Origin of the sequence: Nonomuraea sp. KM90 (genome assembly GCF_052246675.1) — a bacterium.
GTDB lineage: Bacteria > Actinomycetota > Actinomycetes > Streptosporangiales > Streptosporangiaceae > Nonomuraea.
In genome coordinates, this window is the sequence record NZ_JBQQCB010000005.1 from 195,494 (window position 1) to 218,277 (window position 22,784).

The window sequence follows — 22,784 nt, forward strand, 5'->3', positions numbered from 1 at the left end:
AGGCTCTCGCCCGCATCGCCGCTGACTGAGCCGGGGCGGTGGCGTCCCGTACCCCCGTCAGGGAATGATCGTCTGTCCTCGCGCGGAGCCTTCGACGGCTTCGACATACGCCCGCGCGACCTCGGCGGCAGGCGTTCCGGCGGATCCGTCCGTGCCCATGGCCTCCAGCGTCTCCCGAACCCAACCCGGGCTGATCACGTTGATCCGCAGCCCGCGCGGAAGCTCGGCGGCCGCGTTGCGGACGAAGCCCTCCAGACCCGAGTTGACCAGCGCCCCCAGCGAGCCACCGGCCAGCGGGGCGGCGAACGTGCCCGCGGTGAGCGTGATCGAGCCACCGTCCCGCAGGTGGTGCGCGGCACGCATGGCCAAGGCGACCTGCCCCAGAAGCTTGCCGCGCAGCCCGGCCGCGAACTCCTCGTCCTTGGCCGTACCCAGGTCGATCAGCGGCCCGCCGGCAGCGCAGCACACCACCGCGTCGGCGTCGGGTACCGCGGCGAAGAGGGCGTCGAGCGAGGCGGGGTCCTCCAGATCCACCCGCACCTCACCGCGCCGCGAGGCCGGCACCACGAGATGGGCCGGTCGCAACGCGCCGACGACGGCCCGGCCCACGGTCCCCGTCGCTCCGATCACGATCACTTTCATGCCTCGATCATGCCAACAGGGGCGCCGCGGCGGGGAGGCGGCCGGGCGGCCCGCCACCTTTCAAGATCACGTCTGCTGGTACGTTGAGGCGGGTCGGAATGTAATGTCGATCCCGATAACGGAGGGCATGATGCGCGCCGTCGTCGTCAAGCAACCCGGCCCTGTCGAGGCTCTGGAGATCGTGGAGGTCCAGGAGCCCACGCCGGGCGAGGGCGAGATCGCCATCGACGTGGAGTACGCCGGCGTCGGCTTCGTCGACACCCTGTTCCGCGCCGGCGCCTTCGACTTCCCGGTCCCGTTCACGCCGGGCATCGAGGTCACCGGCCGCGTACGCTCGGTCGGCCCCGGCGTGACCGGTTTCGAGCCCGGCCGGCCCGTGGGCGCCTGCCTGAACGACTTCGGCAGGGCCGCCCGTGCCGGCGGGTACGCGGAGGTCGCCGTCGCGCACGCCACCATGGCCGTGCCGCTCCCGGAGGCCGCCGACCGGGCCCGCGTCGCGGGCGCCCTGGTGAACGGCGTCACCGCCTGGATGGCGCTGCACGACCTGGCACGCCTGCGGGCGGACGAGGACGTCGTGGTGCTGGGCGCCGGCGGCGGCCTGGGAGGCACCATGTGCCGCATGGCCGCGGCCCACCCGGCCCGCAAGGTGATCGGCGTCGTCGGCAGCGAGGCCAAACGCCCGGCGGCCCCCGCGGAGTGCACCGACGTCGTCCTCGCCGCCGACCTCGACGACGCCCTCAGGCGGCTGAGCGGCGGGCGCGGCGTGGACGTGGTGGTCGACCCGGTGGGCGGGGACCTGCGGCGCCGGGCGTTCGAGCACCTGGCACCGTTCGGCCGCCTGCTGATCGTCGGCGACGCCAGCGGCGACGACACGGCACTGCCCGGCGACGGCGCCTGGCTGAACTCCCGCCAGGTCATCGGCCTGAGCGTCGGCGGGGTGGCCCATCTCGTCCCGCGGTCGGTGGCCACGGCGAGCGCGGCGGTCATCGGCCTCCTCCACCGCGGCGTGCTGAACGAACCGGTGCCGGCGGTGGTGCCGTTGAGCCAGGTCGCTGACGTCCACGCGGCCCTGGAGTCCCGCACGGCGCCCCCGAAGACGGTCCTGGCCGTACGTGAGTGACTGGTGCGCATCGGATGGTGCCGCGATGACGGGGACCTCAGGTGAGGAGGCCGATGGCGACGCCCTGAAGGAGGCGTTGCGCGCCTACGACGAGGCTCACGCCGACCTCACCGGCGAGAACGTGATCACGCCGGCCTCTGCGGATGTTTCGGAGGTCGAAGAGGACGGCGCCGATGGTGATGCCGATGGTGATGCCGGTGGTGTGCTCTCGATCCTGACCCGCACCGACTACCTGGTCGACGACTTCGACGAGATCATCGCGGCGGGACGGCGGGCGTACCGTTCGATCGAGCCCGACGCGGGCGAGGACGAGGCGCACGACCGATCACGGGGATGATCTGGTTCCTGGAGGTCGGTGAGGCGATGCCGGTCGAGTACCACAACTGCCCGGTGGATCCGTTCGCGGTGGCCGGGGAGGCGGATGACGGGCTGCTCTACACGCACCGTCACATCTACATGCCACCGCCGGGCGACTTCCCGGAGACCGGCTAGCGTCGGCCTGCGCCTGCACGTCACTCGGACGGAAGGATCTGTCTGTCACAACCGGCTCGGTCGTTCGGTCATAGCAGGGGGCGGAGTTCCCCCCATCCCGGCGGGTGCGCGGGACGGCCGATGGTCGTCGGGTTCCCATCAGCTGTTCCGGCACTTCACCAGGGTGGAGACGCGGTGCCGGCCGGGAGACGGTCACGCAGCAACGGAGGATGACCGCATGATCGAACCGGATCAGGTGCCGTGGCACGCGCTGCCGGCGGGCGATGTCGCCTTGCGGCTTCAGGCGGCCCCGGAGGACGGTCTGTCGACCGGCGAAGCGGCACACCGGCTCGAGCGGTACGGCCCCAACCAACTGCGGGAGGCGGCCCGCGAGCCGCGCTGGCGGGCGTTCCTGCGCCAATTCCAGGACCTGATGATCCTGATCCTGCTGGTCGCCGCCGCGGTCAGCCTGGTGATCTCGCGGGACTGGGAGACCCCGCTCGCGATCGCCGTGGTCGTGCTGCTGAACGCCACCATCGGCTTCGTTCAGGAGTCGCGCGCCGAAGCCTCGCTGGAGGCGCTGCGGAGGATGACCTCCACCACCGCCACCGTGCGGCGCGACGGCCGGCTCGCCCGGCTGAACGCCAAGGAGCTGGTTCCCGGTGACGTGGTGGTCGTCGAGGCCGGAGACCGGGTGCCGGCGGACGGGCGGCTGTTGTCGTCGTCCGCGCTGGAGGTACGGGAGGCGGCGCTGACCGGGGAGGCCCAGCCGGTCGCCAAGTCCGCCGCCGGCCAGGTCGAGGAGGGGGCGCCGCTGGGTGACCGGACGAACGCGTTGTTCATGAACACCTCGGTCACCCGCGGGCGGGGCGAGATGCTGGTCACCGCCACCGGCATGGCGACCGAGACCGGCCGGATCGCGGGCCTGCTCGCCACGGCCAAGCCGGTCCCGACCCCGCTCCAACGGCAGATCAGCGTGCTCAGCCGGACCCTGGCCCTCATCTCCGCCGTCGTGGTCGTCATCGTGGTCGTGCTCGGACTGGTGCGCGGACAGGAGCTCGGCGTGCTGTTCGTCACCGCGGTCTCGCTGGCGGTGGCCGCCATCCCCGAGGGGCTGCCGGCGGTGGTGGCGTTCACGCTGGCCATGGGCACCGACCGGCTCGCCCGCCGCGGAGCCATCGTCAAGCGGCTGTCCTCGGTGGAGACCCTCGGCAGCACCTCGCAGATCTGCACCGACAAGACCGGCACGCTGACCCTCAACCAGATGACCGCCCGCGAGCTCGTCCTCGCGCAGCGGCGCTTCACCGTCTCCGGTCACGGCTACGCCGTCGACGGGCGGATCCGCTCCACGGACGGCCTCCCGCCACCGCCTACCCTGGACCAGGCGTTACTCGCGATGGCGCTGTGTACCGACGCCGTGCTCCGCGACGGGGAAGAGGTGGTCGGCGACCCCACCGAAGCCGCCCTGGTGGTGCTCGCCGAGAAGGGCGACATCGACGTCACGGCCCTGCGCCGGCGGCACCCGCGCCTGGCGGAGATCCCCTTCGACGCCGATCACAAGTTCATGGCCACGTTCCACCACTGGACGGACGACGACGGCCGGCCGGTCGTGCGCTGCTTCGTCAAAGGCGCGCCGGACGTCCTGGCCGCACGTGCCACCCACCAGCTGGGCCCGGACGGCGTCGCCGAGCTCGGCCCGCAGGCCCGGCGACGCCACGACGAGGCGAACGCGACCCTCGCCGAACAGGGCCGCCGGGTGCTGGCCGTGGGCCGCCAGGACTTCCCCGCCGACGGGTTCGACACCGGCGACGACGCGAAGGAGCTGCTGGACCGCATCGTCCTGATCGCCCTGGTCGGCATCGTCGACCCGCCCCGCCCGGAGGCACGGCAGGCCATCGAGCAGTGCCACGAAGCGGGCATCCGGGTCCGCATGATCACCGGTGATCACGCGGTGACGGCCGCGGCCATCGCCCGAGACCTGGACATCCCCGGGCAAGCCGTCACCGGCGCCGAGCTCGACCAGATCTCCGACGACACCGAGCTGGCCCGCCGCCTGGACGACATCGGCGTGATCGCCCGGGTCTCACCCGAGCACAAGCTGCGCATCGTCGGTGCCCTGCAGGCCCGCGGCGACGTGGTGGCGATGACCGGCGACGGCGTCAACGACGCCCCCGCGCTACGCAAGGCGGACATCGGCGTCGCCATGGGCCTGACCGGGACGGAGGTGACCAAGGAGGCGGCGACCATGGTCCTGACCGACGACAACTTCGCCACCATCGTGGGCGCCGTACGCGAGGGGCGCGGCGTCTACGACAACATCGTCAAGTTCACCCGTTTCCAGCTCTCCACCGCGCTCGGCTTCGTCCTGACGTTCCTGATCACCTCGCTGACCGGCATCGCCGGCGGCGCCCCGTTCACCGCCCTGCAGATCCTCTTCGTCAACCTCGTCATGGACGGCCCGCCCGCGATGTCCCTCGGCGTCGACCCGGTCAGCCCGGACGCGATGAGGCGGCCACCCCGCCCCGCGCGCGAAGCCATCCTCACCCGTGAGCGTCTCATGCGCATCCTGCTGACCAGCGCCATCATGGCGACCGGCACCGCCGCCGTGCTCGTCTGGGCCCCGGGGCCCGCCCCGGCCGTGGGCCAGGCCAGTGTCGCGGGCACGATGGCGCTCGTCACGTTCGTCTTCTTCCAGGCGTTCAACCTGCTCACCGTTCGCCACCCCACCCGCAGCCTGTTCCACCGCGAAACCCTGCACAACGTCAACCCGCTGCTCGCCACCCTGGCGGTGGTCGCCTTGCTGCTGCTCATCGTCGAACTGGACGCCCTGCACGGCTTCTTCACCACCACCGATCTCACCTTCGGGCAGTGGATGACCTGCTTGGCCGTCGGCTCGGCCATCCTGTGGACCGGCGAGGTCGTCAAGGCCCTGCTACGCGTACGCGACCGCCGTCGTCGCACTCACGGCACGTGAGCGCGACCTCATGGGGATCGTCAACCCGTTCGAACGCTCACGCAGGCGGAAAGCCGGATCGGCCTGTCACAACACGCCGCGCCATCCGGTCTTAATTTGCTGGAACCCAAGAACAGAGTGCCACTGAAAGGTGTACCGATGAACAACCCGACATTGTCCCCGGAGCACGACTACAGCGGCTCGACGTTCAGACCGCTCTACACCACGCGTGTCACCGTGACCGCCGGAGCTTCCGCCCGGGCCGACTCCGCCGACCGCGGCCTCACCCTGGAGCTGCGGATGCCCGAGGAGATGGGTGACGACAACCTCGGCCCGGACCCCGAACAGCTCTTCGCCGCCGGATACGCCGCCTGCTTCCACGGCGTCCTCGCCCTGCTGGCCCGCCGGCACCTCCTCGACCCCGAGACGATCAGCGTGGAAGCAGCCGTCGCCTTCGCCCGCGACCCTGCCGACGGCGACTACGAGCTGAGCGCCGACCTCGTCGTGACCTGGCCCGGAGTCGAACGCGAGACGGCGGCCCCGTTGCTCGCGCAGGCGAGCGCGCTGTGCCCGTACGCGAAGATGACCCGCCGAAGCGTGCCCGCCACCATCAGCTTCGCCGCCTGAGCTCGCGCCTCCGGCGGTGGAGCGCCGCCCAGACGGCAGACCTATTCCAGGATGTCGTCCGGGCCGAGGGTCACCTCCGGGGTCGCTTCGCCGGGCTCCTCCGGCTTCTCCTGGCGGCAGCCCTCGCCGCACCCTTCGAAGCGCGCGGCGTCGATCGGTGTGAAGGCCGTCGGCTCCACCCCCCTCAGTGCCGACATCATCGTGTCCTTCCAGATCGGACCCGGGATGCTGGCCCCCTGGACGGCCCCGTAGTACCGGCCGCCGATCGTCACGCCCGTCAGCTTGTGACGCTGGGATCCCCGGGGGTCGCCGAGGCTGACCGCGGCCGCCAGGTCCGGGGTGAAGCCGGCGAACCAGGCCGACGCGTAGTCGTCCGTGGTGCCCGTCTTGCCGGCGGCGTCCCGGCCGATGCCCCCGACCCCGCTCATCGTGCCCTTCGTGAACACCCCGGACAGGACCTCGGCGGTCGCGTCGGCGATCGCCGGTTCCAGGGCCTCGCGGCACTTCGGGCGGTAGCGGGTGGTCTTGCCGTTCCTGTCCGTGATGTGGGTGATCACCATCGGGGCGCAGTACGTGCCGCGCGCCGCGATCGCCGCGTACGCGCTCGCCACCGTCACCGGGTCCGCCTCGTTGATGCCGAGCGTGAACGTCTCGAACTCCTGCAGCTTCTTCCCGTCCGCCCGCCGGATGCCCAGCGACTTGGCCGTCTTGACCGTGTCGCAGAGCCCGACCCGCTCCTCCAGCTCCATGAAGAACGTGTTCACCGAGTCCCACGTCCCGCTCCGCAGCGTCTTCCAGCCGGGGGAGCCCTCGTCGTTGGTGACGGTGTGCGTCGGGTCGCCGACGCTCTGGTCCGCGCAGTTCTTGAACGTCGAGTACGCCGGGGCCCGGTAGCCGGCGCCGGCGGTGAGGCCGTCGTCCAGCTTCATGCCCTCCTCCAGCGCCGTGATCAGGGTGAACGTCTTGAACGTGGAGCCGGGCTGGAAGCCGATGCCGCCCCCGTGCGCGGCGTCGGCGACCACGTTGTACGAGATCTCGTTCCGGGCCGCGCTCCTCCCGTACCGCCTGCTGGCGGCCATCGCCCTGATCGCCCCCGTGCCGGGCTCCACCAGGGCCTCGGAGGCGACCGGCTCGTCGGAGGCGTGCACGTACCGCTTGATGGCCCGGTCGGCGGCGGCCTGCATGGCCGGGTCGATCGTCGTCCTGATCGTCAGGCCGCCGCGGTTGAGCATCGTCAGCCTGGCCTTGGCGGTGCGGCCGAAGTCGGGGTTGCTGAGGATCTCGTGCCGGACATACAGGCAGAAGTACGGATACTTGCTGGACTCGCAGCCGCCGGGGATCTGCGTGCCCTTGTACCCGAGCTTGGTGGCCTTCGCCTTGGCCGCCTCGGCGGTGGTGATCTTGCCGAGCTCGGCCATCCGGTCCAGGACCACGTTGCGGCGCTTCAGCAGGCGCTCGCGATGCTGCTTGCCCAGGTTGGGGTCGGTGGCGTTCGGGTCCTGGACGGCCCCCGCGAGCGTGGCCGCCTGCGGCAGGGTCAGCTTGGCCGCGGACCCGCCGAAGAAGCGCTTGGCCGCCGCCTCCACCCCGTACGCGCCGGCGCCGAAATACGCGATGTTCAGATATTTCTCGAGAATCTGGTCCTTGGTGTACTTCTCCTCGATCCCCATCGCGTACCGCAGCTCGTTGAGCTTGCGCGCGTAGCTCGCCTCCAGGGCCGCGTTCCGCTCCGCCTCGGTGTCGGCCGAGTTGAGCAGCACCTGCTTGACGTACTGCTGGGTGATGCTCGACCCGCCCTGGCTCACCCGGCCCGACTGCAGGTTCGTCGCGAACGCCCGCAGCGTGCCCTCGATGTCGATCGCCCCGTGCTCGTAGAACCGGAAGTCCTCGATCGACACGATGGCCGTCTTCATCGTCTCGGAGATCTCGTCGAAGCCGACGACCTCGCGGTACTCCTCGTAGAAGCGGGCGATCTCGCCGCCCTTGGCGTCCCGCACGATCGTGACCTCGGCCGGCGGCGGCTCGGCGAGGTCGGCGGGCTTGAGGTTCACCTCACCGGCGGCCGTCACGAACCCGAACCCGGCGCCCCCGACGGCCGGGATCGCGATGGCGGCCACGAGCACGCCCGCCGCCGCACCCGCGGCGCCCAGGCGTATGATCTTCGTCCCCCGACGTGACATCAGAGCCTGCCGAGCCCGCGGGCCAGGATCGTGGCGGCCCGGGCGATGACCGTGTCGTCGGCGGGCAGGCCGGCGACCTCGCGGTTGGTGTAGACGGCCAGGATGATCGGGGCACCCGACCTGCCGGACGGCCAGGCCACGGCGATGTCGTTGGCCGCGCCGATCTCCGAGTTCGTGCCCGTCTTGTCGCCGATCGTCCAGGTCTTGGGCAGGCCGGCGCGGATGCGCGCGTCGCCGGTCTCGGTGGCCACCAGCCAGGCGTTGAGCCGCTCCCGGTCCTTGGCGTCGAGCGCGTTGCCGGCGGTGACCAGGCGCAGGTCACGGGCGATGGCCGCGGGCGTGGTGGTGTCGCGCTTGTCCTTGGGGGTCCAGTCGTTCAGCTCGGTCTCCCAGCGGTCCAGGCGGGAGACCGGGTCCTTGAGCGTGCGGAAGTACCTGGTCAGCCCGGCCGGGCCGCCGATCTGCTTGAGCACCATGTTGCCCGCGGTGTTGTCGCTCAGGGTGATGGTCGCCTGGCAGAGCTGCGCGACCGTCAGGCCGTCCTTGACGTGCTTCTCGGTGGTCGGCGAGTTGGGCTTCAGGTCGGCGGCCGTCCACTTGACGACCTTGTCCATCAGGCCGGGCTCGGAGGTGCGGGCCCTGTCCAGCGCCGCCGCGCAGGCCATCGCCTTGAACGTGGACAGCAGCGCGAACCGCTCGCCCGACCGGTACGCGACCGTCCTGCCGGTGGCGGTGTCGATGGCGTACGCGCCGATGCGGCCCTTGAAGGACGCCTCCAGAGCGCGCAGCTCCTTCTTGACGCGGGCCGCGGCCACCGGTGCGGGCTGGACGGTCGCGAATCCCACGGGCGCCGACCGCTCGGCGCTCGCCGCCGGGGCGGCCGTGGCCGTCCCCGATGTCAGCGTGCCGCCCGCCAGGAGGGAGATCGTCAGAGCGGTCGCCCGCAGCGCGGCCGGGTAGCGGCGGGCGCGGAGGTGTCGCATGCCATGTCCTTGCTGTCGTCCGTCATCAGGTCAGAGGGCAGGAGCAAAGCAGATGCGATCAGCCGATGTCTAATAGCGATATCGGGAAAAGTTCGATATCGAATCCCATATGACAGCAGGTCAGCGCCGCCGTAGAAGGACCAGCACCCCCGCGGCGACCAGCCCGCCGGCATGCAGGCACAGCGTCGCCACGATGCCGATCCGGTCGCCGAGCGCGCCCGCGAGCGCCATGCCCAGCAGCCCCGTGGCCGCATGAGCGCTGCCGAGCAGGCCGAAGACGGCACCCCGGCGGTCATCGCCGGTGAGCGTCTGGGCCAGGGTGGTGAATCCCGCCATCGCGGCCGCCGAAGGGACGCCGGCCACGACGATCAGCACGAGCGCGGGCCACAGCGCGGGTAACGCCAGCGGGTACGCGAACAGCGCCAGGTCCACCGCCCCGAACACGACCGTCCCCCAGCCCAGCAGCGCCCGGGGCGAGGCGTTCCCCGGGTACGCCGCCACGGCCAGCCCCCCGGCGATCCCGCCGACGGCCTGCACCGACAGGAACAGCCCGTACGCCTCCCCGCGACCGCCCAGCACGTCCGCCACGAACGGCGCCGCCAGCGTCGCGAAGATCCCCTCGCCCAGCCCCGTGATCGCCATGTACGCCACCAGCAGCCGGACCCCCGCGTCCCGCACCGGCGCCGGCCGCCCGCCGGCCCGGCGCGACGTCGGGGCGGCCCGGCCCGGCGCCCGCAGGCCGGCCAGCAGCAGGGCCGAGAGCACGAAGCAGGCCACGTCGATCCACACGACGGCCGCCAGCCCGCCCGCGCCGACCGCGACCCCGCCGGCCATCGCCCCCAGCAGGCGGGCGGCCTGGCCGCTCTGCCCGTGCAGGGCGTTGGCCCGGACGAGCTGCGACTCGGCCACGAGCTGGGGGAGGAGCGCCTTCTGGGCGGGGGCGAGCAGCGTGCTGAGCACGCCCGTCCACAGCGCGACGGCGTAGACGATCCACACCTGGGCCGGCTCGCGTACCGCCAGCAGGGGCAGCAGCCCGGCGGCGAGGAGCAGGTCCGTGGTCACCAGCAGGCGGCGGCGGTCCCAGCGGTCGGCCAGCATCCCGGCCAGCGGGCCCAGCACGACGTCGGGCAGCCGCGAGACCAGCAGCATGATCGCGGTGGACAGCGTGGAGCCGGTCAGCTGGTAGACGTGGAAGGCCAGGCCGGTGCCGATCGCCCAGTCGCCGGTCTGGGAGACCAGGCCGGCCGCCAGCAGCCGCCGGAAGTCCCGGCTCCCGCCCAGCAACCCCCGGATCCCGCCCCCTGCCTCACTCACCGGCGCCACCCCGAACCGGCGAGAAAGCCCCCCGCGCCTCGGCCGCCGGACTCGGCGACAAGGACCGCCGGACCTCGGCGGCCGGACCCGGTGAGGGAGACCTCCGCACCTCAGTCACCGGAGGCGGTCGGGGGGAGGGGGACGAGCATCTGGGTCAGCAGGACCGGGCGCGACCCCTCGGGCCGGGCGGCCGGATCGGCGACGCGGGCCATCAGCGGCTCCAGCAGGCTCGCCAGGTCGGCACCGATCGCCTCGATCTCCTCCGGCGTCGCGTAGAGGTAGGTGTTCCCCACCCCGCCGACCGCCCGCCACGCCCCGGTCTCGTCGGCGCGGTGCTGCTGCCACTCGACCAGCCGCGACAGCGCCCGCTCGGCGAGGACCTGCTCCAGCAGCCCTCGGGCGGCCGTGGTGTCGCCGTCGGCCCAGTCCTGGACGGTTTCGGTCACCTTCCACGGCCGCTCCCGCTCGTCCCGCGCCTCGGCCTGCTCGACGAAGCCGTATTTGGCGAGTTGCCGCAGGTGGTAGGAGGCCAGCGCCTGGCTGATGCCGACCTCGCGGGCGGCGTCGGCGGCGGTCGCCGCGCCCGCGCGCAGCAGCAGCTCGTGCAGCGCCAGCCGGACCGGATGGGCGAACGCCCGCATCGCCGCCGGGTCGTCGAGCACCCGCCGCGGCCGCCCGGGCGTGGATTCCAAAGACATGCTTGGAATCTTCGGGCGAAGAGCCCGAGGATGTCAAGGATTCCTTTGGAATGCACGCACTTTGCCGGAACGGCAACGTGGTTCGCGTTCCGGCACGCCAGCGGCGCATAGTTCCCGGAGAGCGAGAAGAGGGGGGCCGACATGGCGGAAGGTGTCACGCATCGGCTGGTCGAGGTGCCCGGGGGCCGGATCCACGTGGCGGAGCAGGGCAGCGGCCCGCTGGTGCTGCTGGTGCACGGCTTTCCCGAGTCGTGGTATTCGTGGCGCCACCAGCTCCCGGCGATCGCCGCGGCCGGGTTCCGGGCGGCGGCCCTCGACGTACGCGGCTACGGCCGCTCGTCCAAGCCCGCCCGCACGGCGGACTACCGGATGCTGGCGCACGTGGCCGACAACGCGGCCGTCGTGCGGGCCCTCGGCGAGCGGTCGGCGGTGATCGTCGGCCACGACTGGGGCTCGTCGATCGCGGCCCACTCCGCCCTGCTCAGGCCCGACCTCTTCCGGGCGGCCGGCCTGCTGAGCGTCCCGTACGCGCCGCGCGGCCCCCACCGCCCCACCGACGGCTTCGCCGCGGTCGGCGGGGAGGAGGAGTTCTACGTCAGCTACTTCCAGGAGCCCGGCCGGGCCGAGGCGGAAATCGAGCCCGACGTGCGCGGCTGGCTGGCCGGCTTCTACGCCGCCCTGTCCGCGGAGGGGGAGGGCGCCTACTTCGTGCCCGAGGGCGGCCGGCTGCGCGACCGTTTCCCCAAGGACGTCCTGCCCTCCTGGCTCACCGAGGCCGACCTGGACGTCTACGCGGGCGAGTTCGAGCGGACCGGCCTGACCGGGGCGCTCAACCGCTACCGCAACGTCGACCGGGACTGGGCGGACCTGGCCGCCTGGGACGGCGCGCCGATCAGGCAGCCGGCGCTGTTCGTGGGCGGCGCGCTCGACGCCAGCACGACCTGGATGGCCGGCGCCATCGAGGCGTTCCCGCAGACCATGCCCGGCCTGGCCGGCGCCCACATCCTGGACGGCTGCGGGCACTGGGTGCAGCAGGAACGCCCGGACGAGGTCAACGACCTGCTGGCCGGCTGGCTGAGTTCGCTCCCGCGAGCCGCGTGATCACGGCACGTGGCCGGGCCCTTGGGTAGGGTCGAGACATGCCTCACTTCAAGAGCCGGTTCGTGCCCCTGGCCCTGTTCGCCTCGTGTGTCCTCGTCGCCGGTTGCAGCGAGGTCAACAGCACCATCGACAAGGCCCAGGCCTGCCTGGAGGCGCCGAAGATCATCGCCGACCTGGGCGCGCAGATCAGCCAGCTGACCAACGACCCGCAGGCCATGGACAAGGCCCTCGACGACGCCGCCGCGAAACTCAACGGTGTGGCCGACAAGGCCGCCAACACCACGATCAAGGAGGCCTCCGACGATCTGGCCGCCACGCTGACCGGCATCACCGTCAACGACGTCAACGACGCCGTGGACGCGGCACAGAAGGTCACCGCCGACGGAGCCGCCTACGTGGAGAAGATCGCGCAGGCCTGCAGCTGAGTAGCCAGGGAGAATCCCGGCTTCTCTAGGGGAAATAGGGACGAACTACCGTTTTTCCCATGGAACCCGACCCGCGTTTCACCTTGGCCAACGAACGCACCTTCCTCACGTGGCTGAGCACGGCGCTGGCGCTCAGCGCGGGTGGGGTCGCCATGGCGGCCGTGCCCGCGGACGTGTTCGTGCCGTGGATCCGTACGACGCTGGCCGTCGTGCTGGTCACCCTCTCCGCGCTGGCGGCGGGCATGGCCTACCCCCGCTGGCGCAACATCCAGCGGGCGCTGCGTCAGCAGGCGCCGCTGCCGCCGCCCGCCCTCGCGGCCGTCTTCGGGTACGGCGTCGCCGCCGTGGCCGTGGTCGCCCTCGTGCTCATCATCCTGTCGGCCTGACAGGCGCCTGACAGATGACGGGGGAAGAGGAGATCTGGGACCGGGGCCTGCAGAGCGAGCGCACCCGGCTGGCCTGGGTGCGCACGGCCGTGGCGCTGTCCACCGGCGGGCTCGGCGCGGCCGGGGTGGCCGCCAGGAGCGGCCTGCCCGCCATCGCGATCGCCGGTTTCGCGATGGCCGCGCTCTGCGGCGGGGTGCTGCTGATCAGGACGAGGCTGCGGTTCCGGCGGGTGCAGGCGGCGCTGCACGCCGGCCTGCCCCTGGACGCCGGGCTCGACGCGTTTTTCGCCTGGCTTGGCACGTTGAGCGTGGTCGCGGGCGCTTTGACCTTTGTGTTCACCGTTCGGTGAGCCTGGTTGCGGGAATTCGGGAAGGAGGCGGAGACTCGAACCAAGGGGGTGACCTCATGGAGGAGGAACACAGGAAAGTGCCCTTCGAGTGCCGGCGCTGCTGGCACGTATGGGAGGAAGACTACGTCGTCAGACGGATCGAAGACGACCACGGCAACGCGGGCGAGATCTGGCTGCGCGCCGGGCTGCCCGTCCCGCCGCCCTCGCCGGGCGCCATCTGCCCGCGGTGCGGCTGTCAGCAGGCCACCACGTTCCCGGACGGCTACCTGTCACGCCATCCGGAGCTGATCCCACCGGTCGAGCCGGGCGTCCCGGACGCGACGCCGTTGCTCAGCCCGGTGCCGAGGCCGCTTTACTGACTCCAAACCCTGACAGTGGGTAAGGAATTCGTAGCGGTCGGTGGCAGAAAGCCCGTCTTGCAGGGAGATCGGAGCCGGGCGGACACTCGGGACGCAACGGCGATCGAACAGCCGGGGGTGGTCCTGATGACCGACGGGTTCGACACCCGCGAGATGTGGCCCTACGAATGCCTTCGCTGCCTGCACGTGTGGGAAGAGGAATTCGTCGTCAGACATCTCTCCGACGCGTACGGCAACGGGGTCGACATCTGGCTCAGCTCGGGAGTTCCCGTGCCGCCGCCCTGGTCGGGCACCGGTTGCCCCGACTGCGGCGCATACGACGTGACCTGGTTCCCCTCCGGGTATCTGACCCGCCACCCCGAGCTCGTTCCCGGGCCCGAGCCGGATCCGGCACCGGTCCCGGCCACTGGACCGGCGCCGGTGCCGGTGCGGAGAGGTGTGCCCGCTCCCGCGCGGGCACACCTGCCCGGCCGGTTACTGGTGGCGCTGGGCGTGCCGCTGGCCGTGTTCGTGGGATATGAGCTGTACACGAACATCGTGGCCGCGGCCCGCCCGCTCCACTAGCTCAGGCTGTCCAGCCAGGCCTGGTGCAGCCCGGCGAACCGGCCCGAGGCCGCGATGAGCTGGGCCGGCGGGCCGTCCTCGACGATCCGGCCGCGCTCCATGACCAGCACCCGGTCGGCGATCTCGACGGTCGACAACCGGTGCGCGATGATCAGAGCCGTCCGCTCCGCGAGGATCGTCCGCAGCGCGCGCTGCACCAGCCGCTCGCTGGGCACGTCGAGGCTGGAGGTGGCCTCGTCCAGGATCAGCACGGCCGGGTCGGCGAGGAACGCCCGGGCGAACGCCACGAGCTGCCGCTGCCCGGCGGACATGCGCCCACCGCGCTTGCCCACCTCGGTCTCGTAGCCGTCGGGCAGGCCCGCGATGAACTCGTGGGCGCCGATGGCCTTGGCCGCCTCGCGTACCTGCCGGTCGGTGGCGTCGGGCCGGCCGAACCGGATGTTGTCCGCGACCGTTCCGCTGAACAGGAAGTTCTCCTGCGTCACCATGACCACGGCCTGGCGCAGCGTCGGCTCGTCGAGCGTGCGCAGATCGACGCCGTCGAGCAGCACGCGGCCCTCGGTCGGGTCGTAGAAGCGGGAGATGAGCTTGGCCAGCGTCGTCTTGCCCGCACCCGTCGCGCCGACCAGCGCCACGCTCTGTCCCGCCGGGATCGTCAGATCCAGGCGGGGCAGGATCGGCATCTCCTTGACGTAGGAGAACTCGACGGCCTCGAAGCGCACCTTGCCGCGCGCCCGGCCGCCGGGCAGCGCCGCCGGCTCGCGCGGCTCGGGGACGCCGGGCTCCTCCTCCAGCACGCCCGACAGCTTCTCCAGCGCCGCGCCGGCCGACTGCAGCGTGTTGTAGAACTGGCTGACCTCCTGCATCGGCTCGTAGAACTGCCGGAGATACAGCAGGAAAGCCGTCAGCACGCCGACCTTGACGTCACCGTGCAGGGCCAGCCAGCCGCCGTAGAGCAGCACCCCGCCGATCGTCAGGTTGCCGATCAGCTTGATGCCGGTCATGAACGTGGCGCCGAGCTGCATGCCGCGCGCGTTCGCGTCCCGGTAGTCGTCGTTGAGCTGCTCGAAGATCTCCTGGTTGCGCGGCTCCCTGCGGAAGGCCTGCACCGCGCGGATGCCGGTCATCGACTCCACGAAGTGCACGATCACCAGGGCCACCGTCTCGCGGGTACGCCGGTAGACGATGGCCGACTGCCGGCGGAACCACTTGGTGAACAGCAGCAGCAGGGGCAGCGGGACCAGCGCCACCAGGCCCAGGTGCACGTCGAGGATCAGCAGCAGCACCGCCGTGCCGACCATGGTCAGCACGGCCTTGACCAGCGCGTCGAACCCCGACTGGAGCAGCTCGGCGATGGCCTCGATGTCCGAGGTCAGCCGCGAGATGACGCGCCCGGAGGTGTACTTCTCGTGGAAGTTCAGCGACAGCCGCTGGAAGTGGTCGAACACCCTCCTGCGCAGCTCCAGCAGGATGCTCTGGCCGATCGTGCCCGACAGCCGCAGGAACGCCTGCCGGGTCAGCGCCTGCGTGACCGCCGCGGCCAGGATCACCCCGACCACGGTGAGCAGGACGCCGGCGCCCGACCCGCGGGTGATCGGCGGGATGCCATCGTCGATGCCCACCGAGACCAGGAAGGGGATCGACAGGCCCGCCGCGTTGGAGACCACGATGATCAGGATGAGCAGCGTGATCTTCTTGCGGTACGGGCGCAGCAGCGCGCCGAGCAGTTGCCGCGAGCGGGCCCGCAGCAGCACGGACACCTTGGCCGGCAGCTCGTCCTGGTCCTCGGAGGCGACGCCGAGCCAGGACCTCGCGTCCGGCTTGGTCTCCGGAGCCGTGGTCGTCATCGCAGAGCCCCTTCCGACGCGTCGTCGAAGTCGGCGTCCTGGGCCAGCAGCTCCCGGTATTCGGGGACCTGGGCCAGCAGCTCCTGGTGCTGCCCGACGTGGGTGATCGTGCCGCCGCGCAGCAGCGCCACCTTGTCGGCCAGCAGCACGGTGGAGGCGCGGTGGGCGACCACGATGCCGGTCGCCTCGCGCAGCACGTGCCGCAGCGCCTCTTCCACCAGGGCCTCGGTCTCGACGTCGAGCGCGGACAGCGTGTCGTCGAGCACCAGGATCCGCGGCTTGCTCAGCACGGCCCTGGCCAGGGCGAGGCGCTGCCGCTGGCCGCCCGACAGGGACAGGCCCTGCTCGCCGATCCGGGTGTCGAGGCCCCACGGCAGGTCGTAGACGAACATGGCCTGCGCCGTCTGGATGGCCTCGGCCAGCTCCTCCTCGGTGGCGTCGAGCCGGCCGAGGGTGAGGTTCTCGCGCACGCTCATCGAGAACAGCGTGGGCTCCTCGAACGCCGTCGCCACCACCGAGCGCAGCGTCCTGAGGTCGAGGTCGCGTACGTCGTGCCCGTCGATCGTGACCCGGCCCGAGGTGGGGTCGATCAGCCGGGGCACCAGCGCGGTCAGGGTGGTCTTGCCCGCCCCGGTCGCGCCCACGATGGCCACCGTCTCGCCCGGCCGGACCTCCAGCCAGACGTCGCGCAGCACCGGCTCCTCGGAGTCGGCGAAGCCGAAGCCGACGCCTTCGAAGCGCAGGTGGCCGCGCGGCCGCTCGATGGTGTCGCTGCCGCCCTCGATGGCCGGGACGGTGTCCATGACCTCCATCAGGCGGTCGGCGGAGGTCATCGCCTCCTGGGCCATGGCCAGGATGTAGCCGAGGCTCGCGATGGGCCAGACGAGCTGCAGCATCAGCGTGGTGAAGGCCACCAGGGTGCCCAGCGTCAGCGCGCCGGAGCCGACCGCCAGCGCGCCGAGCAGCAGGACCAGGGCCAGCGTGATGTTCGGGATGAACTCCAGGAAGGAGAAGAACTTGGCGGACAGCCGCACCTTGTCCATCGACGTGCCGTACACCTTGAGCGCGGCGTCGTCGTAGCGGTCGTAGACGTGGTGGCGGCGGCCGAACGCCTTGATCGTGCGGATCCCGAGCGCGGACTCCTCGACGAGCGTGGCGAGGTCGCCCTGCTGGTCCTGGACCTGGCGGGAGATCCTGATGTAGCGCTTCTCGAAGCGCAGCGACGTCCACACGATCGGCACGGACGAGGCCAGCACCAGCAGCCCGAGCGGCCAGTACATGTTCAGCAGCAGCACGGTGACCGTGATGAGCTGAAGGATGTTCATGACCAGGAAGAGCATGCCGAAGCCGAGGAAACGACGGATCGTCGACAGGTCCGTCGTGGCCCGTGATAACAGCTGCCCGGACTGCCAGTCTCCGTGGAAGCCCATGGGCAGGCGCTGCAGGTGCTCGTACAGGTCGTCGCGGATGGCGGTCTCCAGGCCGAGCACCGGTTTGACCTGGAGCCACCGCCGGAAGAAGATCAGCAGGGCCTCGAGGACGCCGACGCCGATCGCGAGCAGCCCGAGCGGGAGCAGCGCGTCGGAGTCGCCGTGTGCCACGGGGCCGTCGATGATCTCACCGCTGATGAGCGGCAGGGCGATGCCGACGCCAATGCCGACGATCGCGGACAGCCAGATGATGACCAATCTGACGACGTACGGGCGGAGGTAGGACTTCATCCGCCACAAGGAGTTGGAGGACAGCAGGGGACGGCGAGGTGTGTGCGTATCGGGAGGCATCCCTTCTAGGCTAATACGTGGGATCAACCGATTTTCTGTGGCCTCAGGGTCGGTTTCCTGTACGTGACATGGGGAAACGTGAAAGATCGTGCATTTCTGGCAGACCATAACCGGCCTTGCGACGAAGAGGAATCCGTGATCGACCAAGCAGAGCTTCCGCACCTGCGGCGTTGCGTCGAGCTCGCCACGCGGGCCCTGGAGGTGGGCGACGAGCCGTTCGGCTCGGTGCTGGTCTCCGGCGACGGCGCCGTCCTGGCCGAGGACCACAACCGGGTCGCGGCCGGGGACCGCACGCAACATCCGGAGTTCGCGCTCGCCCGCTGGGCCGCCGAGCACATGACGCCCGAGGAGCGGGCCGCGGCCACCGTCTACACCTCCGGCGAGCACTGCCCCATGTGCGCGGCCGCGCACGCGTGGGTGGGACTGGGGCGGATCGTCTACGTCGCCTCCTCGGCCCAGCTGTCCGCCTGGCTGGCCGAGCTGGGCGTGCCCGCGCCGCCCGTGCGCACGCTGCCGGTCAACGAGGTCGCGCCCGGCGTGGTCGTGGAGGGCCCGGTGCCCGAGCTGGTCGGGGAGGTCCGCGAGCTGCACCGCCGCTACCACGGCTGACGACCGACACCCGTTTGACCTGCGGTTTGTACGCTGCGTGGCAAAGTCGATCCATGGTGCACTGCCGCTCCATCAGGGCCCGGATGACGATCGCCACGGTGGCGTTGTTCGGGGTCCTGCTCATGACCGGAGTGGCGATCACCATGGCGGTGTACCCCGCACGAGCCCGCGCCGACCTCCTGGACCAGGCGGCCGCCGCCAGCCGGCGCCTCACGACGATCGTCGACACCTACCGCTTCCCCGGCCCGATCCCACCGCAGCAGGGCATCGGGCTCCTGCAGATCGTGGACGCGAGCGGCAACGTCGTGGCGGCCAGCCGCGGGCTCACCGGCAGCCCACCGCTCACCAGGGCCCGGCCGACCGGCGGCGAATCACGGGTCGACGCCCGGGTCTGCCAGCCCGAAGGGTGCATGCTCGTGGTCGGCACCAGCAACCGCGCCACCGTGTACGGTCCGATCGTCGCCTACGCGGCGGTGCGGGAGCCGTTCCTGCTGCGGTCGTCCTTCCTGCCGGCGCTCCTGTTCGGCCCGGCGGTGCTGCTCCTGGCGCTGATGGCCTGGGGCACCTGGTACGGCGTCGGCCGCGTGCTGGCCCCCGTGGAGCGCATCCGCCAGGGGCTCGAACGGATCAGCGCCGAGGACCTCAGCCGGCGCGTCGAGGTGCCCGCCACCCGCGACGAGGTCGCCGAGCTCGCCACCACCGTCAACGACACGCTGTCCCGGCTGGAGGACGCCGTCGAGCGGCACCGGCGCTTCGTCTCCGACGCCTCCCACGAGCTGCGCGCCCCGATCACGGGCCTGATGGTACGGCTGGAGGCGGGGCTGGAGGATCGTACCGAGGCCGACTGGCGGGCGGCGCTGGACGACGCGCGCCGGCTGTCCGACATCGTGCACGACCTGCTGATGATGGCCCGGCTGGACGCCGGGGCGCCGGTGGCGGCGGAGCGGGTCGACCTGGGGCGGCTGGTGGAGGAGGAGGTCGCCCGGCGGACCTGCCGGCTGCCGGTGACGGTGGAGGCCGAGCCCCGCGTGTTCGTCCAGGGCAACCGGCTGCAGCTGGCCCGCCTGTTCGGGAACCTGCTGTCCAACGCCGACCGGTACGGGGACTCCTTCATCAGGGTCAGCGTGCTGGCCCGCGGGGACGACGCGGTGCTGGAGGTGGTGGACGACGGGCCGGGGATCCCCGAGGAGTTGCGGGAGTGCGTGTTCGAGCGGTTCACCCGGCTCAACCGGACCCGCTCCAGGGACGCCGGAGGAAGCGGTCTAGGGCTCCCGATCGCCCGCGACATCGCCCGCTCCCATGGCGGCGATCTCAGCATCGGAGAGGGGCCGGAAACTCGGCTGATCCTTCGACTTCCACAGGACTAGCTCGGCGGCCTGCTGGGAGACCCTGGGGTCGAGGTCCCGGCGGTCCTCCAGGACGCGCACGACGCGCATCAGACGATCCGGCCCGGTCCAGCGATGGCAGGCGATGCGCAGCAGCTTCAGCACGTCCTCGCCCGGCATTTCTCGCGCGTCCAGCTCCAGCTGCCGCAGCACCCGGTCCACGTAGGCCCAACTCGGCCCATGGAGCAGAGCCCGTTCGTATCGGAGGTAGGCCGGGGCCGGGCTCAGCAGGACCGCCAGCAGGTCGGCGACCGGGCTGTGCGGGTATGCCGCCAGTCCGTGGTCGATCTCCACCACGTACGGAAGCAGGTCGGCGTGGAGATGCCCCAGCGCGGTGTCGTCACGGAAGGAGATCTCGCGCATCCAGGTGGAGTTCGCCGATTCCAGGCGGTAGAACTGCTCCGGCGCGGCGTCGAAGGGCCAGGTGTGGAAGACCAGGTCATCCGAGTCGATGACCGGGGTCCGGGTGAACTCGATCATCATCATCCGCGTCCCGTCGCGCAGGAAATGACGGACCCTGACCGCGCGGGTGAGCGAGTCCCACTCCGCGCGCACGAGCTGCGAGTGCCACAGCCGGGCGATCCGGCGCCACAACTCGTTCGCCGGCTCCGGCTGCTCGACGCGGAACAGCTCGGTCCCCGGGATCGGCTCGCCCGACGACAGCAGGGCCAGCAGCAGCAGGTTGGCGCTGTGGACGGCGCACCGGGCGGTCACCTCGATCCGCGCCGGCTGGTAGGCGTCGTAGGCGGACCCGGGACGGGCCATGAGGGACTGCGAGAACAGCTCGCACAGGTGCCGCGTCAGCAGCGCGCGGCGGTCGGCGGGGATGAGGCGCTCGATGCCGTACTCGAGGAAGTCCACGGTGGGGGCGCGGACGGTCAGGCCGGCGAAGGACAGCAGCGCGTGCAGGTAGGCGTCGTCCGGCCTGGTGGGGCGGCGGCGCGACTCGGCGGCCGCCAGCTCCTCGGCCAGGTCGGCCAGCTCCCTGACGACCAGGCGGGCGACCAGGTACTCGCCGAACGTGGCGTGCAGGAACTCGTAGGTCTTGAGCCGCTGCTGATCCCGCAGGGCCTGGGTCGTGTGGACGAAGAAGAAGCCGCCGATGACGCCTTCCGCCCTGGTCAGCGGGCGGCGGAAACCGTGGGCCTGCGGCGTGGCCTCCTGCGCCGCGGGCAGCAACGCGCGGAGGTCGGCCTCGAGGTCGTCCTCCATGACCCACTGCCGGCCGCGGTTGAACATCGCGAACGCGGTGATCGACAGGCGCAGCAGCTCGTCCTCCACCGCGCGCTCCAGCTCCGCGTCCGCGAGGTGCTCGTCGGACTTGCGGACCTGGCGGGCGGCGAACCCGGTCAGCAGCCGCTCGTACAGTTCCGCCTCGTGGAGGTCCTCGCGCATGAGCCGCAGCGCGTTCGCGTCGGCGTCGTACAGGGCCAGCATGAGCAGGAGCAGGGGCTGCTCGGCGAGCGCCGGGACGGCCAGCACCCGGTCCACCGGCAGCGGCTCCAGGCCGCGTTCCCGGAAATAGCCGGAGTTGGCGTGGTTCCAGGTGGTGACCCACAGGTGGACCTGGTCGTCGTCGAAGGGCTCCAGCCGCACCACGTACGAGCCCTCGGGCAGCCGCGCCCGGTCCGCGACCACGGTCCTGGACGTGACGACGACCGCCAGAGCCCGCCCCCGCTCCGCCTGGGCGTGCTGGAACTGGGCGACCCGCTCCAGGTAGTCGGTCTGGTTGACCCCGGTCGCCTGGAGGAGCTCGTCGAACCCGTCCAGCATGACCACCGGCAGCGCGCCCCCGGCCGCGTGCACGAAGTCGGGCCAGGACATCGCCTCGTCCAGGGCGGCCCTGATGCCGTGCTCGATCTGCGCCAGCACGTCGCCGTCGGCGGGGACGCCGCGCAGCTCGACCCTGAGCGGGAGGAACTCCTCCGCGGGCAGCCGGGCCGCGAGCACGCGTGTCAGCACGGACTTGCCCGCGCCCGGCTGGCCGAGCACCAGGAGCGGCGCCTCGGTGGCCTGCGGGAGCGTGAGATGCCCGGCCAGGAAGGCGTCCAGGTCGTGGCGGCGGGGGAGTGCCGCCCAGGTCTCCTCCGAGGTGACCAGGCGGTTCCAGAAAGGTTCGAGCAGGCGGAAGCCCGGGTTGACGTAGCCCTGGTCCAGGACGGGGATCGTCATCCCGGCCGGGGTCCTGGCCGAGGTGACGATCGGGCGCCGGAGGGCGGCCCGGTTCGACCGGATCAGCGCCGCCAGCCGGTCGGACGGGCCGCGGGTCGGGGGGATCCTGGCCAGCTGCTCCTGGATTCCCGCCAGCCCCCGCGCCAGGCTCCTGACCTCCTCCCGGGTGGCCTGGTGACCGACGAGGTCGGACCAGCAGGCCACCTCGGGGAACTCGGCGACGAGCCGGCGGAAGGACTCCTCGTAGCGGCGCACCGCCCGAGGGGGTATGTCCTCGGACAGCCGGGCCCGCGTGGTCTCGTCCCAGGCGTCCCAGCGGGCGAGCCCGGACAGGAAACGGACCAGCGAACCGGTCAGTGCGCTGTATGAGCGCAGGAGCTCGTCCAGCACCTTCTCGTGCGGAACCGCGGGGGTGGGCATCGGCATGGTGGCCACGGTCAGGAGTTGCCCGAAACCGTCGATCCCGGTGATCCTGCGCTGGTCCTCGGGGGTGAGCTCGCGCAGCACGTCCACCTCGGCGAGCACCTCGAGGTAGGCGGCGATCACGATGACCGTGTGCGCCGCCGCCAGCCGTTGCGTCGTGTCGTGGCGGCTCAGGCCCTTCACCTTGTCGCGCAGCCCGCGGAGGAAGGCGTCGCCCAGCCGGACCGCCTCGGCGCGGGCGTCGAACAGGTCGATGCCGCCCGTGCCGAACAGCGCTATGGATGACGCCTTGTCCAGCACGTTCGTGAGCCGGCTCGGGCCGCCGAGGAGCACCACGGCGTCGCGATAGGTGAGGATCTGCCGCATCCCACCCAGTCTGCCGAAGATCGCGGCG

General features: G+C 71.6%; 21 protein-coding genes. 13 read left to right on the forward strand and 8 right to left on the reverse strand.

What is annotated here, in order from left to right; all coding sequences use genetic code 11:
• Nucleotides 1-57: 57 nt before the first annotated feature.
• Complete coding sequence (locus tag ACTWPW_RS08820; protein WP_443168390.1) at nucleotides 58-642, reverse strand: short chain dehydrogenase; 585 nt, start codon at nucleotides 640-642, stop codon at nucleotides 58-60.
• 127 nt (nucleotides 643-769) lie between these two features.
• On the opposite strand from ACTWPW_RS08820, the gene ACTWPW_RS08825 reads away from it, so the two are divergent.
• From ACTWPW_RS08825 to ACTWPW_RS08845, 5 genes are all read left to right on the forward strand, one after another.
• Nucleotides 770-1,762 carry a quinone oxidoreductase family protein gene (locus ACTWPW_RS08825; protein WP_375115437.1) on the forward strand — a complete coding sequence of 331 codons (993 nt, stop codon included), beginning with the start codon at nucleotides 770-772 and terminating at the stop codon, nucleotides 1,760-1,762.
• A complete protein-coding gene (locus ACTWPW_RS08830; protein ID WP_443168391.1) occupies nucleotides 1,755-2,099 on the forward strand; it encodes a hypothetical protein in 345 nt (114 codons plus the stop codon). The genes ACTWPW_RS08825 and ACTWPW_RS08830 overlap by 8 nt, the downstream gene beginning before the upstream one ends.
• The gene (locus tag ACTWPW_RS08835; protein WP_375115434.1) at nucleotides 2,096-2,254 is read left to right on the forward strand and encodes a hypothetical protein; all 159 of its coding nucleotides are present in this window, start codon (nucleotides 2,096-2,098) and stop codon (nucleotides 2,252-2,254) included. Before ACTWPW_RS08830 ends, ACTWPW_RS08835 begins: the two co-directional genes overlap by 4 nt.
• A gap of 217 nt (nucleotides 2,255-2,471) precedes the next feature.
• Nucleotides 2,472-5,207, forward strand: coding sequence for a cation-translocating P-type ATPase (locus tag ACTWPW_RS08840; protein WP_443168392.1), 2,736 nt, complete (start codon nucleotides 2,472-2,474; stop codon nucleotides 5,205-5,207).
• Between the two features lie 138 nt (nucleotides 5,208-5,345).
• Nucleotides 5,346-5,813, forward strand: coding sequence for an Ohr family peroxiredoxin (locus tag ACTWPW_RS08845; protein ID WP_375115432.1), 468 nt, complete (start codon nucleotides 5,346-5,348; stop codon nucleotides 5,811-5,813).
• Between the two features lie 41 nt (nucleotides 5,814-5,854).
• On the opposite strand, the gene ACTWPW_RS08850 is transcribed toward ACTWPW_RS08845, so the two are convergent.
• From ACTWPW_RS08850 to ACTWPW_RS08865, 4 genes are all read right to left on the reverse strand, one after another.
• Nucleotides 5,855-7,993 carry a transglycosylase domain-containing protein gene (locus tag ACTWPW_RS08850; RefSeq protein ID WP_443168393.1) on the reverse strand — a complete coding sequence of 713 codons (2,139 nt, stop codon included), beginning with the start codon at nucleotides 7,991-7,993 and terminating at the stop codon, nucleotides 5,855-5,857.
• The gene (bla, locus tag ACTWPW_RS08855; protein WP_443168394.1) at nucleotides 7,993-8,976 is read right to left on the reverse strand and encodes a class A beta-lactamase; all 984 of its coding nucleotides are present in this window, start codon (nucleotides 8,974-8,976) and stop codon (nucleotides 7,993-7,995) included. Before bla ends, ACTWPW_RS08850 begins: the two co-directional genes overlap by 1 nt.
• A gap of 120 nt (nucleotides 8,977-9,096) precedes the next feature.
• Nucleotides 9,097-10,290: an MFS transporter gene (locus ACTWPW_RS08860; protein WP_443168395.1), complete on the reverse strand. Its 1,194-nt coding sequence runs from the start codon at nucleotides 10,288-10,290 to the stop codon at nucleotides 9,097-9,099.
• Nucleotides 10,291-10,400: 110 nt separating this feature from the next.
• On the reverse strand, nucleotides 10,401-10,988 hold the full coding sequence (locus ACTWPW_RS08865; RefSeq protein WP_443168396.1) for a winged helix-turn-helix domain-containing protein: 588 nt from the start codon (nucleotides 10,986-10,988) through the stop codon (nucleotides 10,401-10,403).
• A 141-nt stretch (nucleotides 10,989-11,129) separates the two neighbouring features.
• Here ACTWPW_RS08865 and ACTWPW_RS08870 point away from each other — a divergent pair, with 141 nt between their 5' ends.
• The 6 genes from ACTWPW_RS08870 to ACTWPW_RS08895 all read left to right on the forward strand — a co-directional run bounded on the left by ACTWPW_RS08870 (nucleotide 11,130) and on the right by ACTWPW_RS08895 (nucleotide 14,173).
• Complete coding sequence (locus ACTWPW_RS08870) at nucleotides 11,130-12,089, forward strand: alpha/beta fold hydrolase (protein ID WP_443168397.1); 960 nt, start codon at nucleotides 11,130-11,132, stop codon at nucleotides 12,087-12,089.
• A gap of 38 nt (nucleotides 12,090-12,127) precedes the next feature.
• On the forward strand, nucleotides 12,128-12,514 hold the full coding sequence (locus ACTWPW_RS08875) for a hypothetical protein (protein WP_364138598.1): 387 nt from the start codon (nucleotides 12,128-12,130) through the stop codon (nucleotides 12,512-12,514).
• 59 nt (nucleotides 12,515-12,573) lie between these two features.
• The gene (locus ACTWPW_RS08880; protein ID WP_364138601.1) at nucleotides 12,574-12,900 is read left to right on the forward strand and encodes a YidH family protein; all 327 of its coding nucleotides are present in this window, start codon (nucleotides 12,574-12,576) and stop codon (nucleotides 12,898-12,900) included.
• Nucleotides 12,901-12,914: 14 nt separating this feature from the next.
• Nucleotides 12,915-13,250 (forward strand): DUF202 domain-containing protein, encoded by a 336-nt coding sequence (locus tag ACTWPW_RS08885; RefSeq protein ID WP_375115426.1) that lies wholly within the window; start codon nucleotides 12,915-12,917, stop codon nucleotides 13,248-13,250.
• A 56-nt stretch (nucleotides 13,251-13,306) separates the two neighbouring features.
• A complete protein-coding gene (locus tag ACTWPW_RS08890; RefSeq protein WP_375115425.1) occupies nucleotides 13,307-13,609 on the forward strand; it encodes a hypothetical protein in 303 nt (100 codons plus the stop codon).
• A 126-nt stretch (nucleotides 13,610-13,735) separates the two neighbouring features.
• Nucleotides 13,736-14,173, forward strand: a complete 438-nt coding sequence (locus ACTWPW_RS08895; protein WP_375115424.1) for a hypothetical protein — start codon at nucleotides 13,736-13,738, stop codon at nucleotides 14,171-14,173.
• Here ACTWPW_RS08895 and ACTWPW_RS08900 read toward each other — a convergent pair.
• Together ACTWPW_RS08900 and ACTWPW_RS08905 are read right to left on the reverse strand one after the other, a co-directional pair.
• Nucleotides 14,170-16,020, reverse strand: a complete 1,851-nt coding sequence (locus tag ACTWPW_RS08900; RefSeq protein ID WP_375115423.1) for an ABC transporter ATP-binding protein — start codon at nucleotides 16,018-16,020, stop codon at nucleotides 14,170-14,172. The genes ACTWPW_RS08895 and ACTWPW_RS08900 overlap by 4 nt on opposite strands.
• Nucleotides 16,017-17,801 (reverse strand): ABC transporter ATP-binding protein, encoded by a 1,785-nt coding sequence (locus tag ACTWPW_RS08905; protein ID WP_443168398.1) that lies wholly within the window; start codon nucleotides 17,799-17,801, stop codon nucleotides 16,017-16,019. Before ACTWPW_RS08905 ends, ACTWPW_RS08900 begins: the two co-directional genes overlap by 4 nt.
• Before the next feature lie 135 nt (nucleotides 17,802-17,936).
• On the opposite strand from ACTWPW_RS08905, the gene ACTWPW_RS08910 reads away from it, so the two are divergent.
• On the forward strand, nucleotides 17,937-18,410 hold the full coding sequence (locus tag ACTWPW_RS08910) for a nucleoside deaminase (RefSeq protein WP_375115421.1): 474 nt from the start codon (nucleotides 17,937-17,939) through the stop codon (nucleotides 18,408-18,410).
• 53 nt (nucleotides 18,411-18,463) lie between these two features.
• Entirely contained in the window at nucleotides 18,464-19,777 is a 1,314-nt protein-coding gene (locus ACTWPW_RS08915; RefSeq protein ID WP_375115420.1) for a sensor histidine kinase, read from the forward strand.
• Here ACTWPW_RS08915 and ACTWPW_RS08920 read toward each other — a convergent pair.
• On the reverse strand, nucleotides 19,673-22,756 hold the full coding sequence (locus ACTWPW_RS08920) for an NACHT domain-containing protein (protein WP_443168399.1): 3,084 nt from the start codon (nucleotides 22,754-22,756) through the stop codon (nucleotides 19,673-19,675). The two genes, ACTWPW_RS08915 and ACTWPW_RS08920, sit on opposite strands and share 105 nt — an antisense overlap.
• Between the last annotated feature and the right edge of the window lie 28 nt (nucleotides 22,757-22,784).

Bases quoted from the DNA above. Each gene is read 5' to 3' on its own strand.
- ACTWPW_RS08915 (WP_375115420.1), top strand. From the start codon at position 18,464: ATGGTGCACTGCCGCTCCATCAGGGCCCGGATGACGATCGCCACGGTG.
- ACTWPW_RS08900 (WP_375115423.1), bottom strand. From the start codon at position 16,020: ATGACGACCACGGCTCCGGAGACCAAGCCGGACGCGAGGTCCTGGCTC.
- ACTWPW_RS08865 (WP_443168396.1), bottom strand. From the start codon at position 10,988: ATGTCTTTGGAATCCACGCCCGGGCGGCCGCGGCGGGTGCTCGACGAC.
- ACTWPW_RS08895 (WP_375115424.1), top strand. From the start codon at position 13,736: ATGACCGACGGGTTCGACACCCGCGAGATGTGGCCCTACGAATGCCTT.
- ACTWPW_RS08875 (WP_364138598.1), top strand. From the start codon at position 12,128: ATGCCTCACTTCAAGAGCCGGTTCGTGCCCCTGGCCCTGTTCGCCTCG.
- bla (WP_443168394.1), bottom strand. From the start codon at position 8,976: ATGCGACACCTCCGCGCCCGCCGCTACCCGGCCGCGCTGCGGGCGACC.
- ACTWPW_RS08905 (WP_443168398.1), bottom strand. From the start codon at position 17,801: ATGCCTCCCGATACGCACACACCTCGCCGTCCCCTGCTGTCCTCCAAC.
- ACTWPW_RS08820 (WP_443168390.1), bottom strand. From the start codon at position 642: ATGAAAGTGATCGTGATCGGAGCGACGGGGACCGTGGGCCGGGCCGTC.
- ACTWPW_RS08890 (WP_375115425.1), top strand. From the start codon at position 13,307: ATGGAGGAGGAACACAGGAAAGTGCCCTTCGAGTGCCGGCGCTGCTGG.
- ACTWPW_RS08840 (WP_443168392.1), top strand. From the start codon at position 2,472: ATGATCGAACCGGATCAGGTGCCGTGGCACGCGCTGCCGGCGGGCGAT.
- ACTWPW_RS08835 (WP_375115434.1), top strand. From the start codon at position 2,096: ATGATCTGGTTCCTGGAGGTCGGTGAGGCGATGCCGGTCGAGTACCAC.
- ACTWPW_RS08920 (WP_443168399.1), bottom strand. From the start codon at position 22,756: ATGCGGCAGATCCTCACCTATCGCGACGCCGTGGTGCTCCTCGGCGGC.
- ACTWPW_RS08870 (WP_443168397.1), top strand. From the start codon at position 11,130: ATGGCGGAAGGTGTCACGCATCGGCTGGTCGAGGTGCCCGGGGGCCGG.
- ACTWPW_RS08825 (WP_375115437.1), top strand. From the start codon at position 770: ATGATGCGCGCCGTCGTCGTCAAGCAACCCGGCCCTGTCGAGGCTCTG.
- ACTWPW_RS08850 (WP_443168393.1), bottom strand. From the start codon at position 7,993: ATGTCACGTCGGGGGACGAAGATCATACGCCTGGGCGCCGCGGGTGCG.
- ACTWPW_RS08885 (WP_375115426.1), top strand. From the start codon at position 12,915: ATGACGGGGGAAGAGGAGATCTGGGACCGGGGCCTGCAGAGCGAGCGC.
- ACTWPW_RS08845 (WP_375115432.1), top strand. From the start codon at position 5,346: ATGAACAACCCGACATTGTCCCCGGAGCACGACTACAGCGGCTCGACG.
- ACTWPW_RS08880 (WP_364138601.1), top strand. From the start codon at position 12,574: ATGGAACCCGACCCGCGTTTCACCTTGGCCAACGAACGCACCTTCCTC.